General features: G+C 36.4%; 14 protein-coding genes and 1 other RNA gene. 11 read left to right on the top strand and 4 right to left on the bottom strand.

Annotation, left to right across the window (positions count from 1 at the left end):
* The first annotated feature begins 81 nt into the window (after window positions 1-81).
* The 7 genes from ssrA to pyk all read left to right on the top strand — a co-directional run bounded on the left by ssrA (window position 82) and on the right by pyk (window position 5667).
* Window positions 82-480: a transfer-messenger RNA gene (gene ssrA, locus OL225_RS00075) on the top strand.
* A 167-nt stretch (window positions 481-647) separates the two neighbouring features.
* The gene (locus OL225_RS00070; RefSeq protein ID WP_047379268.1) at window positions 648-1106 is read left to right on the top strand and encodes a hypothetical protein; all 459 of its coding nucleotides are present in this window, start codon (window positions 648-650) and stop codon (window positions 1104-1106) included.
* 379 nt (window positions 1107-1485) lie between these two features.
* Complete coding sequence (locus OL225_RS00065) at window positions 1486-1725, top strand: acyl carrier protein (RefSeq protein ID WP_002976354.1); 240 nt, start codon at window positions 1486-1488, stop codon at window positions 1723-1725.
* 34 nt (window positions 1726-1759) lie between these two features.
* Window positions 1760-3004, top strand: coding sequence for a beta-ketoacyl-ACP synthase II (fabF, locus tag OL225_RS00060; RefSeq protein WP_047379275.1), 1245 nt, complete (start codon window positions 1760-1762; stop codon window positions 3002-3004).
* A gap of 9 nt (window positions 3005-3013) precedes the next feature.
* Window positions 3014-3778: a ribonuclease III gene (gene rnc / locus OL225_RS00055; RefSeq protein WP_047379280.1), complete on the top strand. Its 765-nt coding sequence runs from the start codon at window positions 3014-3016 to the stop codon at window positions 3776-3778.
* Complete coding sequence (locus OL225_RS00050) at window positions 3756-4229, top strand: IPExxxVDY family protein (protein ID WP_047379287.1); 474 nt, start codon at window positions 3756-3758, stop codon at window positions 4227-4229. Before rnc ends, OL225_RS00050 begins: the two co-directional genes overlap by 23 nt.
* Window positions 4222-5667: a pyruvate kinase gene (gene pyk, locus OL225_RS00045; RefSeq protein ID WP_047379289.1), complete on the top strand. Its 1446-nt coding sequence runs from the start codon at window positions 4222-4224 to the stop codon at window positions 5665-5667. The genes OL225_RS00050 and pyk overlap by 8 nt, the downstream gene beginning before the upstream one ends.
* Window positions 5668-5858: 191 nt before the next feature.
* On the opposite strand, the gene OL225_RS00040 is transcribed toward pyk, so the two are convergent.
* The 3 genes from OL225_RS00040 to hutI all read right to left on the bottom strand — a co-directional run bounded on the left by OL225_RS00040 (window position 5859) and on the right by hutI (window position 9520).
* On the bottom strand, window positions 5859-7151 hold the full coding sequence (locus OL225_RS00040) for an aldehyde dehydrogenase family protein (protein ID WP_264516878.1): 1293 nt from the start codon (window positions 7149-7151) through the stop codon (window positions 5859-5861).
* A gap of 137 nt (window positions 7152-7288) precedes the next feature.
* Window positions 7289-8209 carry a formimidoylglutamase gene (gene hutG / locus OL225_RS00035; protein ID WP_264516877.1) on the bottom strand — a complete coding sequence of 307 codons (921 nt, stop codon included), beginning with the start codon at window positions 8207-8209 and terminating at the stop codon, window positions 7289-7291.
* A gap of 87 nt (window positions 8210-8296) precedes the next feature.
* A complete protein-coding gene (gene hutI, locus OL225_RS00030) occupies window positions 8297-9520 on the bottom strand; it encodes an imidazolonepropionase (RefSeq protein ID WP_264516876.1) in 1224 nt (407 codons plus the stop codon).
* Between the two features lie 259 nt (window positions 9521-9779).
* Here hutI and ruvB point away from each other — a divergent pair, with 259 nt between their 5' ends.
* The 4 genes from ruvB to coaE are packed head-to-tail and all read left to right on the top strand — an operon-like array spanning window position 9780 to window position 12976.
* Window positions 9780-10802: a Holliday junction branch migration DNA helicase RuvB gene (gene ruvB / locus OL225_RS00025; protein ID WP_142719109.1), complete on the top strand. Its 1023-nt coding sequence runs from the start codon at window positions 9780-9782 to the stop codon at window positions 10800-10802.
* Between the two features lie 43 nt (window positions 10803-10845).
* On the top strand, window positions 10846-11457 hold the full coding sequence (locus tag OL225_RS00020; protein WP_264516875.1) for an FMN-binding negative transcriptional regulator: 612 nt from the start codon (window positions 10846-10848) through the stop codon (window positions 11455-11457).
* A 13-nt stretch (window positions 11458-11470) separates the two neighbouring features.
* The gene (locus tag OL225_RS00015; protein WP_264516874.1) at window positions 11471-12337 is read left to right on the top strand and encodes an MBL fold metallo-hydrolase; all 867 of its coding nucleotides are present in this window, start codon (window positions 11471-11473) and stop codon (window positions 12335-12337) included.
* Between the two features lie 9 nt (window positions 12338-12346).
* Window positions 12347-12976: a dephospho-CoA kinase gene (coaE, locus tag OL225_RS00010; protein WP_264516873.1), complete on the top strand. Its 630-nt coding sequence runs from the start codon at window positions 12347-12349 to the stop codon at window positions 12974-12976.
* An 88-nt stretch (window positions 12977-13064) separates the two neighbouring features.
* Here the strand turns inward: coaE and OL225_RS00005 are convergent.
* Window positions 13065-13305 (bottom strand): T9SS type A sorting domain-containing protein (locus OL225_RS00005; protein ID WP_264516872.1); only part of this gene is annotated, 241 nt, incomplete at its 5' end.

Here is a 13305-nt window from a genome sequence, read left to right as displayed (position 1 = left end):
CCACAAGCTGATCTCATTAAAAAACCCCCATATTAATGAAATGTAAACAAAAAGCATTATCTTTGCATTCACTTTATTCATGGGGTTGACTGGTTTCGACAGCAAGACCAATGGGTAAGTAAGCATGCAGAGAACCGTGGCGCGATCTCTTTAATCCCTTGCTACAAAACTTTAACTGGCAACGAAGAGTTCGCTCTTGCAGCTTAATATCGAAGTATAGTAGATCAAGCGTTTTCCCGAAGATAGTAAGGAAGCAAGATATCTCACAAATGCTCTGTTCTGCGGCGTTTGATCCTGGGATATAGGAATGCAGGAATAAGATTTTAGATGCTTCGGCTAAAATTCGAAAACTTTAGAAGATAAGCTGGATGTTGGGTGTCTGCCCTCTGCCTTCAGTCGAAAACCAATGGTAGAATAAGCATGTAGAAATCTTATGTATTGCTTGTTTGGACGAGGGTTCGAATCCCTCCAACTCCACAAAAACCGCTTATTTATTTAAGCGGTTTTTTTATTTGTTTCTTGCAGATTACAGACTCTCAACATCCAATAACTTGGTAATTAGAATAAATCCATATATTTACATCAATATTCTTTATTCTCTAATAAAAGGAGAATAGTAATTTATTAAATAACTAATAATCCATTTTATGAAAATTACAAAGAACGTTTTGCCAATATTTCTTTTTGCATTATCATTTTTAGTTTTAAGTTGTTCTGGAGATAATGATAATCTGCCTGAAAAAGAAGAACCAACAACACCTGTTCAAACTAAGCACTTCAACCCACCACTCTGGATACAAGGCACTTGGCACACAACAAAGACTCCTACTACACGCTTAAAGTTTACTAAAGATGACATTATTTCACTAAATGACAATTCAAGTCTCAATGATCAAATAAACAAATCAAAAACCACAAATCTGATATGGGCAGTAGAAGATGAAGCGTCATCAAATACACTCTACTATTATACGTTGACTTTCAGACCTGTTGGAGGTGGTCCATATGGTGACAATAAGTTTAGAGTTCAGAAAATTAATGATACACTAATGCTAAGAGCTCCAGATTTTTCTTATTTAATTTATTATGTCAAAGAAAAAGACTAGTAAATTAAATAACATTGATTTCATATTTATAGAAAATCATCTATTTAAATAGGTGATTTTTCTTATTCCTTATTGTTTACGACAAAAAAACGAACTCAATAATACTAAAGAATTTTACAATTACCAATTTGGTTTTATTCATATTAAGGTAAAATTCTACCCGATCTCAAACTTTCTTATTGTAAAATACTTTATTATTACTCAATTTCGGTTTTAGCCTTTCATAATTCACACCGAATATAACCACCTGAAAACTAAAAGACTAAAGCAAAACAATCTAAAATGAAAGCTTCCGGTCCACAAAAAAGGCTAAAAAAATGTTTTATCGTAAAGAATTTTATATATTTGCACCATCTAACAATTAAAAAAATAATTTACTATGTCAGACATTGCATCAAGAGTAAAAGCTATCATCGCTGATAAGCTTGACGTTGAAGAAACAGAAGTAACTCCTGAAGCTAGCTTCACTAACGATTTAGGAGCTGATTCACTAGATACAGTTGAGTTAATCATGGAATTTGAAAAAGAATTTAATATTCAGATCCCTGATGACCAAGCTGAAAAAATTACTACTGTAGGACACGCTATCGCTTACATCGAAGAAGTAGTAAATAAATAATATTCTTCAACAAAAAAGAAATTAAACAAAGTTTATGGAATTAAAAAGAGTAGTTGTAACAGGATTTGGAGCAATAACACCAATAGGAAATAATGCAAAAGAATACTGGGAAAATCTTGTGAAAGGTGAGAGCGGTGCCGCTCCGATTACTCTTTTTGATGCCACAAACTTTAAAACAAAGTTCGCTTGCGAAGTGAAAAATTTCGATCCGTTACAGCATTTCGATAAGAAAGAAGCTAAAAAAATGGACCGAAACACTCAATTGGGACTTGTTGCTGCAAGAGAGGCAGTAGCACATTCTGGAATTATTGAAGACAATGTAGATAAAAACAGAGTTGGTGTAATCTGGGGTTCCGGAATCGGAGGATTAGAGACTTTTGAAACTGAAGTGTTAGGATGGGCCAATACGGAAATTCCGAGATTCAACCCATTCTTTATTCCGAAAATGATTGCGGATATCACTCCAGGACATATCTCTATTGAGTATGGTTTCCACGGGCCTAATTATACTACCGTATCTGCATGTGCATCTTCAGCAAACGCTATAATTGATTCCAAAATGCTGATCCAATTAGGAAAAGCAGACGTGATTGTGTGCGGAGGCTCTGAAGCAGCCGTTACAGCAAGTGGTGTCGGTGGATTTAATGCAATGATGGCACTTTCTACAAGAAATGATGATCCTAAAACAGCTTCAAGACCTTTTGACAAAGACAGAGATGGATTTGTATTAGGTGAAGGGGCAGGATGTATTATTCTTGAAGAATATGAGCACGCTGTAAAACGTGGTGCTACAATTTATGCAGAATTATTAGGAGGAGGTCTAAGTGCTGATGCACATCACATGACTGCCCCTCACCCTGAAGGCCTTGGTGCTTATCTGGTAATGAAGAGCTGCCTGGAAGATGCAGGTTTAACTGCTGATGAAGTAGATCATATCAATATGCATGGTACTTCTACTCCATTAGGAGACATCGCAGAATCCAATGCAATCTCAAGATTATTAGGCGAGCACGCTTATGACATTCAGATTAATTCTACAAAATCAATGACGGGCCACCTTCTTGGTGCTGCAGGTGTTATTGAAGCTATTGCTGCATTGGGAACTATTATTCATGGTACTGTTCCTCCTACCATCAACCATTTTACTGATGATGAAAATATTGACAGCAGACTAAACTTTACGTTTAACACTGCTGTGAAGAAAGATGTAAAAGTAGCCATGAGCAATACTTTTGGATTTGGCGGGCATAACGCTTGCGTTCTATTTAAGAAAATCTAAATTCAATGAATGGAGTTACAGAAATACTTTTCTAAATTCCTTCTCAAAAAAAGAAAAAGACAATTAACGGAGAGAGAATATTTTCTCAGTACCGAGCTTCAAAAAGTTTTAGGTACAGAGGTACAGAATATAGCTCTTTACCGCGAGGCCTTTTCTTTGAAAAATTCTTCTAAAAATCAAGACAGCAATTACGAAAGACTTGAATTTTTGGGAGATTCTGTTTTGGGTACAATTATTTCTTGTCATCTGTTCCAGACCTATCCTCAGGCAAATGAGGGGTATCTGACCCAGATGAAATCTAAGATTGTTAATAGGAAAAACCTCAATAAATTAGGCGAAGACCTCAAGCTTACGAACCTTTTGCAAAAGCAAAACAGTTCTTCCGCTTTGGGTGAGAATATCTCCGGAAATTTATTTGAAGCTCTAATTGGTGCCGTTTATTTAGACTTCCATTATGATACCTGTAAAAGGATTATTTTGGAAAAATTGCTGACCCCTTCTGAAATCAATAAGCTTGAAAACAAAATTGTAAGCTATAAAGGTCTCCTGCTTGAATGGAGCCAAAAGAAGAAAGTCAATATAAAGTACGAAACCTGCGAAGAAATACAAGCTAATAAGTCTGTGGTATTCCGATGTCACGTGTGGCTGGGTGAAGGAAAAATTGCTAATGCAACGGAAACTTCCAAGAAAAAAGCAGAGGAAAAGGCAGCACAAAGGGCATTTTATATTTTAAATAAAAAAGAAAATATACTTGGAAATTCAAAAACTTTATGATCTTGATGATATAGAATTTGAAGATATTACCATAGGATTGGTAAGATTAGCAAAAGATGTACCTGCTCATGAGTTTTTTTACAAAATAAATCAAGCTAACAATCTCAGTTTTTCAAGAAAAAAAGATCTTGTCTTTCATGGAGGATATTATGATTATTTTTTTCCAAGATTTGAGGCCTACCACAAGTTTTCCAGGACCTGTTTTACCTTTATTTCAAATAAATCTTCTGAAAGTAAGCAAAAAAAAGTTCAGACAGAACTCTTTACAGAAGAAGAAAACATTAAATTTTTATTAAATAATCAGGTAGATGTGGAATATATTCTGCATAGTTCGGAACAGTTTCCTGATTTTTCCGTAATTTTGCTCCCTGAAAATCTTGTGTTTCCAATTCAAGATTATACACTGAGTTCTGAAGAGGAACTTTATCAAATTATCCAGTATTATGAATAAGTATTTAAAGAAGACAAAAATTATCGCAACACTAGGACCTGCTTCATCATCGAAGGAGGTAATGTTAGATTTAATGAAAGCGGGTGTTGATATTTTCAGAATAAATTTTTCCCATGCAGATTACGACTTAGTTCGAAAAAATATTGAAATAATTAGAGAGCTCAACAGCGAGTATGGTTATTCAGTGGGAATCCTGGGAGATCTTCAGGGCCCTAAGCTGAGAGTAGGAGTTGTAAAAGAGGGATCTTACCTGAACCCAGGTGATATTCTTACCTTCACCAACGAAAAGATGGAGGGAGATTCCACTAAGGTGTACATGACTTATCAACAGTTTCCACAAGACGTAAAAGTAGGAGAAAGAATCCTTATTGATGATGGGAAGCTAATGCTGGAGGTTATCGAAACCAATGAAAAAGATACTGTAAAAGCGAAAACCATTCAAGGAGGTCCGTTAAGTTCTAAAAAAGGAGTTAATCTACCTAATACAAATGTTTCTCTTCCTGCTTTGACAGAAAAGGATATTCAGGATGCTAATTTCATGCTTGACATGGAAGTTGACTGGATTGCCTTATCATTTGTTCGTCATGCACAGGACATCATTGACCTAAAAGAATTAATTGCAAACCATCCAAACGGTAAATTCAAGACTCCGATTATTGCGAAGATTGAAAAGCCTGAAGGCGTTAAAAATATTGAAGAAATCCTTCTTGAATGTGATGGATTAATGGTTGCCCGTGGAGACCTTGGAGTAGAAGTTCCAATGGAAGAAGTTCCTGCCATCCAGAAAAATCTGGTAGAAAAAGCAAGATTCTATTCTAAACCAGTAATCATTGCTACTCAGATGATGGAAACAATGATCAACAGCTTAACACCAACAAGAGCTGAAGTAAATGACGTGGCCAACTCTGTATTGGACGGAGCTGATGCGGTAATGCTTTCCGGAGAAACTTCTGTAGGTAGATATCCGGTACAGGTTGTGGAAAACATGGCTAAAATTGTAAAGAATATTGAAACGACTCATTTTTACCAACACAAAAATGAGCCTATCGAGAAAGATTATAACTGTATTGATGAAAGATTCATTACCAACAGGGTGTGCCTTGCAGCAGTAAGAATTGCTAAAACAACAAACGTTTCTGCTATTGTAACACTTACTCATTCTGGGTATACGGCTTTCCAGCTTGCAGCACACAGACCAAATTCTCATATCATTGTATACAGTGGTAACAAAAGAGTTATTACGATGCTGAACCTTCTTTGGGGTGTTCACGCCTATTATTATGATATGAAGAAATCTACTGATGAAACGATTATCCAGGTAAATATGTTAACGCATAACTATGGTTATATCGAAACCGGAGATTTCGTAATCAACATCAATGCTACTCCATCATACGAAGGAGGAAAAACGAATACACTGAGATTGACGACAGTATAAGCAATAAGCAATAAGCAATAAGCAATAAGCAATAAGCAATAAGCAATAAGCAATAAGCAAAATTACTTTTTGTAAAAGCATATAAGAAAACAAAAATTCCAGGAAATTAATTTCCTGGAATTTTTGTTTACATAATGATAAATTGATATCATCAATACATTGTACTTTTTACATTGTACATTATACAAATCTTAATTACCTACAACAGTCTTAGCTGTAACAAATTCTTTTAAAGCTAATAGAGATAGTTCTGTTCCGTAACCTGAAGCCTTTGATCCTCCAAATGGAAAACGTGGATCAGAACTTGTCATTCTGTTGATATTAACGGTTCCGGATTCAAGGTTCTCAATGAAGAATAACTGACGGTCTTTATTTTTAGTCCATACAGAATTGGAAAGTCCAAAAGGTATATCATTAGCCATTTGCAGGGCTTCTTCATCATTTTTTGCAATCATAATCATACCAAGAGGACCGAAAAGTTCTTCTTTTAAAATTGGGTTTCCTTCCTGAACTCTGATTAAGCCTGGCTTAAATTCATTATCCGAAACTCTTTCCAGAGGAATAATAATTTCCGCACCATTTTCCAATGCCCTGTTGAATTGAGCTTCCAACTCGTCAGCCAGGTCAGGCCTTGCCATTCCCGCTAATTTGGTTTCTTTATCTAAGGGATCTCCAATTTCATATTTTTTATATTCTTCAATGAATATAGGAAGAAATTCATTTTCGATCTTCTCGTCAATAATAAATCTTTTTGCGGCTGTACAAGTTTGCCCACAGTTTTGAAGTCTGGATTTTACTCCAGCTTTTGCAGCTTCCTCCAGATTGGCATCATCAAAAATGATAAATGCATCACTTCCGCCTAATTCAAGCAAAGATTTTTTGATATTTAAACCAGCAATTGAAGCTACTTCACCTCCGGCTTTTCCACTGCCTGTAAGGCTTACTCCTTTTACAGCGTCATGTTCAAGAATCTCCTTTACCGCTTTATGCCCTACTTCAAGATTCTGGAAAACACCTTCAGGGAAACCTGCTTCAAGAAGAACATCTACGATAGCATTTCCACTTCCGAAACAAATTGAAGCATGCTTCAAAACAACTGTATTTCCAGCTAAAATTGCAGGAGTAGCAAATCGCAATACCTGCCAAAAAGGAAAATTCCATGGCATTACTCCTAAAATCACTCCTTTTGGAGCATAATGAACTTCGGAATAAGCAAATTCAGATTCTACTTTTTCAGGTTTTAAAATATTATCTGCAGCGGCATAATAATTCATCATTAAAGCACACTTTTCCACTTCAGCTATTGATTCTGAAATGGGTTTATTCATTTCTGTTGTAATTATTCTACCAAATTTCTCCGAATTATTCTTTAAAATTTCTGCTGCTTTTGCAATTAACTTCTGCCTTTCCTCAAACGGCACTTTTCTCCACACTGAAAACGCTTTATCTGCTTTAATAAGCTTGCTTTCAATTAATTGTTCCATAATATAAATTCTGTTTTAAATTCAGCTAATGAATTTATGAGCGCTCTTATTTTAAAAGCACGGTGAAATTAGCAAATTCCATTCCTTAAGGGTTAATAAAATAATGATTTTCTCTATCGGAAGAATATAACTTTATCTTAAATCATTAGCCATTCATTCACAAGACATGCTGCCAGTCTTGCTGTTCGGTCCTGGATATCAAAAGAAGGATTAACTTCCGCCACATCCATTGCAACCAGTTTTTTATTTTTTAAGATATGTCTGTAAAAATGCATAAAGGCAGGATCTGCGAAGATTCCGTTGTACGCTGCAGCGGAAACTCCGGGAGCAACTGATGCATTAAAGACGTCCATACAAATCGTAAGATAGGCATAATCTACAGTATCCAATAATTCATCAATACGCTGATAGATAGATGGAAGGTTTTCAAAAAACAGTTCATCTGCCAGAATATATTTCATTCCGTACTGATGAGCGGTATCAAAAAGCTTCAGTGTATTGGAGTTTCTCTGAATTCCGATATGCAGAGAATTGATAGGTCCTTCCTGGGCAATCTGCCAGAACCCGGTACCTGAACTCGCTCCTACTCCTTTTTCAGGCTGTCTGTTATCAAAATGGGCATCAAGATTAATAATTCCTATTTTTTGCTCCGGAAAAGCTGTTTTAACTCCTAAATAATGGGCATAAGTAACTTCATGGCCACCGCCTAAGACAAGGGATTTCCCACCTTTTAGAAGTACTTTTGAAACATTTTTGGCAAGATTGTTCTGGGTATTTTCCAGATTACCATCGTCACAGGTAATATTCCCAAAGTCAAGCATTGAAAAATCAGGAAGAATCACTGGGAAATTAGACATATTTTTTCTGATCACGTCAGGAGCATCCTTAGCTCCCTGGCGGCCTTTATTTCGCCTTACTCCTTCATCTACAGCAAAACCATGCAGTACAAAGTCATCTGTTGCGATATTATCGTAATTGCGTTCTTCTCTTATCCTTTGAAATATTCTGTGATGGAGAAGTTCTTCTCCGTCCAATCTGCCTTGCCAAATATTACTCATTATTCAGTCATTTGCCTATTGCATGTATTCAATGAGCTGACATAGAAGACCACTCATTGAATAACAAAGTATGGTTAATTTATAATTTTATTTTTTATTCCCATCAATATAAACAAGTTCAGCTTTTAAACTTCCCTGATTATAAAGTACATTCTGGAAATTATTGGTTTTGAAGGTCACAAAATCTGCTTTTTTCCCTGCTTCCAATTGCCCTCTATCCTCTAGATTAAGAGCATAAGCTGCACGGAAAGTCATTCCAGCCAACACTTCAGCAGTGGTTAATTTCTGGAAAGCAGCTAAGATAGAAGCCTGGGTGATTAAATTTCCCATTGGGGCCGATCCCGGATTCCAATCACTTGCAATAGCTACAATAGCTCCTGCATCTAATAATTTTCTTGCCGGAGTAAATGTCTCACCGAGCCCTAAACTTGCTCCAGGAAGAGCTGTTGCTACAGTATCTGATTTAGCCAAAAACTCGATATCCTCATCAATTGTTGCTTCTAAGTGGTCTGCAGATTTAGCACCCACCTCTACCGCAATTCTTGAGCTTCCTGGCGTAAATTGATCTGCATGAACCGTAATTTCAAAACCTAATGCTTTTGCTTTAAGTAAGAATTCTTTACTTTCTTCAGGTTGGAAGGCAGACTTTTCAATAAAAATATCTACTCTATTTGCCAGTCCTTCCTCTTTTACTTTGGGTAAAATTTCAGTAATGATATAATTAAGATATTCAGGATTGCTTCCTTCAAAGTCTCTGGGTTTTAAATGTGCCGACAAACAGGTAGGAACCAAAGCAGCCTTAGTTAAGTCTTGTGCTTTTTTAATAATTCTAAGCATTTTCAGCTCATTTTCCACATCCAGACCGTAGCCACTCTTCACTTCAATGGTTGTAATTCCTAAATCAATCAAAAAATTGATTCTTTCTCCTAAAGTTTTCAATAATTCTTCTTCAGAAGCATTTCGTGTATGTTGTACTGAGCTCCAGATACCCCCACCACTTTCAGCGATTTCCAGATAAGTTTTCCCTGCATTACGCATGGCAAAATCATTGGCGCGGTTTCCTCCGAAACAAATATGGGTATGTGAATCTACAAAGGCAGGAAGAACAATCTGCTCTCCTTCGATAGATTCAATTTCTATAGTAGGATTTTCTGCTTTTAATGTTTCAAAATTTCCAACTTTCTGAATGGTATTCTGATCTACTACAATTCCTCCGTCCACAATAATTTCCAGCTGTTCATCGGAAAGTTTTCCTCTTAATGGTAGGTTAGCAAGCGTTACCACCTGCTTAAATGGTCCTATTAATTTCATTAGTTTAAAGTTAATGCTAATGTTTAGATTGAGGCTGATTTATTTATCATCAACACCTACCTTCTAAACAATCAAAATTTTAATAATTTTTATCAATAATTTCTCCTCTCAAAAATACTTAAAATATCCCAATTATTTAAATCTTAGCTGTTCTCATTTTTAACCTTAGCATAAACTCTGTGTCAATCTTAACCTTTTCTCAATCTGCCCTTCAACCTTAGTCTAAATTTGCTATCTTTGAGGTAAATGAAATGAATTAATGCCAGATTTTTTACATCCAGATAAGGAAAACTACTCACGCGAGGAGCTGATGCAGGAAGAACAGATCCGTCCCCAGAGCTTTAAAGATTTTGCGGGGCAGAGAAAAACGCTGGAGAACCTTGAAGTTTTTGTTACCGCTGCGAAAAGACGTGGCGGAGCATTAGATCATGTTTTATTGCATGGTCCGCCAGGGCTTGGAAAAACTACTTTAGCCAATATTATTGCCAATGAACTAGGTGTCAACTGTAAGATTACTTCCGGTCCTGTATTGGACAAACCCGGAAGTTTAGCCGGTTTGTTGACCAATCTGGAAGAAAATGATGTTCTTTTCATTGATGAAATCCACCGTCTTTCTCCTGTTGTAGAAGAATATTTGTATTCTGCAATGGAAGATTATAAGATTGACATCATGCTGGAGACTGGTCCTAATGCCAGAAGTGTACAGATCGGACTGAATCCTTTTACCTTAGTAGGAGCAACTACCAGAAGCGGAATGCTTACTAAACCCATGCTTGCCCGATTCGGGATTCAAAGCAGACTGGAATATTATTCTATTGAACTGTTGTCAATGATTATCCAGCGAAGTGCAAGAGTACTGGGCGTTGTCATTTATGAAGATGCGGCGATAGAAATTGCAAGAAGAAGCCGTGGAACCCCAAGGATTGCCAATGCATTATTGAGAAGGGTGCGTGATTTCGCGGAGATCAAAGGGAATGGTGAAATTGAGATCAATATTACCAAATATGCACTGAACTCTCTTAATGTGGATGAATTTGGGTTGGATGAAATGGATAATAAGATCATGCGGGTTATGATTGAAAACTTCAAAGGAAAACCGGTTGGTATTTCAGCTTTGGCCACATCTATTGCTGAAAATCCTGAAACGCTGGAAGAAGTTTATGAGCCATTTTTGATCCAGGAAGGATTTATTATCCGAACTCCGAGAGGAAGAGAAGTTACTGACAAAGCTTACAAACATTTAAATATTACAAGACCTAAAAATCCGGGAGAGCTGTTCTAAGTTCAAAGTTTTGAGTTTAAGGTTAATGAGAGTTTATTAGTTTATGTTTATACCAAAATTATACAGAAGCGAAGATTACAATTTGATGAGAGAGATCATTAAAGAAAACTCATTTGCTTTACTGATTTCTTCCGTTGACAAAATCCGGGCGACTCATGCCATGATGATGTTGAATGAAGATGATCCGGAAAATGCTTATATTGAAACTCATATTTCGAGAGCTAATCCACAGGCGAAAACCTTAAAAAACGGAGATGAAGTTCTTTGTGATTTTTTAGGAGCCCACACTTACATATCCAGCAGCTGGTACGATCATATCAATGTCTCCACCTGGAATTATGAAGCAGTGCAGATCTACGGAAAGATTGAATTGATGAATCATGACGAGCTTTATGCTCATCTGGACAAATTGACATCCAAATATGAAAAATTTCAGCAATGTCCGATGATGGTGAAGGATATGGGAAAAGAATTTGTGGAAAAGGAAATGAAGGGGGCTTTTGGCATTAAAATAATTCCTAACGAAATATTTATCAAGCAAAAACTTTCTCAGAACAGAAAAGAGGCTGATTATGATAGCATTATCAACCATCTTGAGCGTTCTGATGATAACGCAAGAAAGATTGCGAAAAAAATGAATACAATAAAAAAATAATCAAAATATACATATGAAGTTATATCCAATACAATGTGGAAAATTTAAACTGGACGGCGGTGCTATGTTCGGAGTCGTCCCGAAGAGTCTGTGGGAAAAAACAAACCCGGCAGACGAAAAAAACCTAATCGAACTGGGAACACGTTCCCTGCTTATTGAAGACGGAAAAAAACTAATTCTGGTAGACTGCGGTCTTGGTAACAAACAGGATGATAAGTTTTTCGGACACTATTCTCTTTGGGGAGATGATACTCTTGATAAAAATCTAAAGAAATACGGTTTTATAAAGGAAGATATTACGGATGTATTCCTTACCCACCTTCACTTCGACCACTGTGGTGGTGCTATTGAATGGAATGATGACAAAACCGGATACAGACCTGCTTTCAAAAATGCCAACTTCTGGACTAATGAAAATCACTGGCAATGGGCAACAGAACCAAATGCAAGGGAAAAAGCCAGTTTCCTGAAAGAAAACATTATGCCGATGCAGGAAAGTGGTCAGCTTAATTTTTTACCGCTCCCTACTACCGGCAACTATGGTTTTGCTCCGGATCTGAAGATGGATGTCATCTTTGTAGACGGTCATACAGAAAAACAGATGCTTCCGGTGATCCAATATCAGGAAAAAACAGTTGTTTTTGCTGCAGATCTTATTCCTACAGCAGGACATATCAACCCTGTGTATGTGATGGGATATGATACCAGACCTCTTTTAACAATGGAAGAAAAAGGAAAATTCCTTAAGCAGTGTGTAGATAACGAATATTTATTGTTCTTTGAACATGATGCCCATAACGAGCTTGCAAGTCTTAAAATGACCGACAAAGGGGTAAGACTTGATGAAACGTTTAGCTTTAATGATGTTTTTGGATATTAATTTTAAATCATGGAAGAATTACATTCAGAAACACAGCAAACTGAACCGGAACCAGCACCCAAAATCATAGGTTTAACAGGCGGAATCGGCTCTGGAAAAACTACAGTAGCCCGCTTTATAGAAGAATTCGGCTTTCCGGTTTATTATTCCGATGACAGAGCCAAGGCAATCGTCAATGAGAGCGAAGATCTGAAAATAAAGATCAAGGAGCTTCTTGGTGAAGAATCTTATGATGAAAATGGATTGTATGACAGAAAATTTGTTGCCAGTAAAGTTTTCAACAATAGTGATCTGCTCCAGCAATTAAATGAAATCATACACCCGGCTGTACGAATTGATTTTGAGGATTGGGTTAAGAAACAAAGCAAATATCTGGTTTTCAAAGAAACCGCATTATTGTTTGAACTCAAACTTAACAGACAATGTTATAAATCTCTTTTGGTAACGGCTGAGGATAATATCAGGGCTAAAAGAGTAATGGATAGAGATAACAAAACCTACCGTGAGGTAGAGGCTGTCATGGAAAAGCAGATGCCTGAAAGGGATAAAATTAAAATGGCAGATTGTATCATCTACAACAATACCAATCTGGAAGAATTAAAAGAACAAACTGAAAAAGTAATCTTTGCTATTGAATAGAAATATTTTTAAAGATTATTTTCTCGAATAAAAAAAATAAAAATGCCCTCATTTTTTGAGGGCTTTTTGTATTTGAAATTTAGTTAATCTATTCTTTGATAAATTTCTTTTGAACAGTTTTACCGTTATCATCGATATCGATTACATAAACACCGTTAATCAATCTGCTTACGTTGATTTGGTTGTTGAGTAAGATACCGTCAGCAATTACCTGTCCGGCAGCATTGTAGATCTTATATTTAGCTCTCTTGCTGATATTTTTCACAAACAATATTGAGCTTACCGGGTTAGGATAAATCATAATACCTGTCTGATCAATTGGATTAGCA

Origin of the sequence: Chryseobacterium viscerum, from assembly GCF_025949665.1 — a bacterium.
Classification (GTDB): domain Bacteria; phylum Bacteroidota; class Bacteroidia; order Flavobacteriales; family Weeksellaceae; genus Chryseobacterium; species Chryseobacterium viscerum_A.
This window is presented reverse-complemented; position numbering and strand designations above follow the sequence as displayed.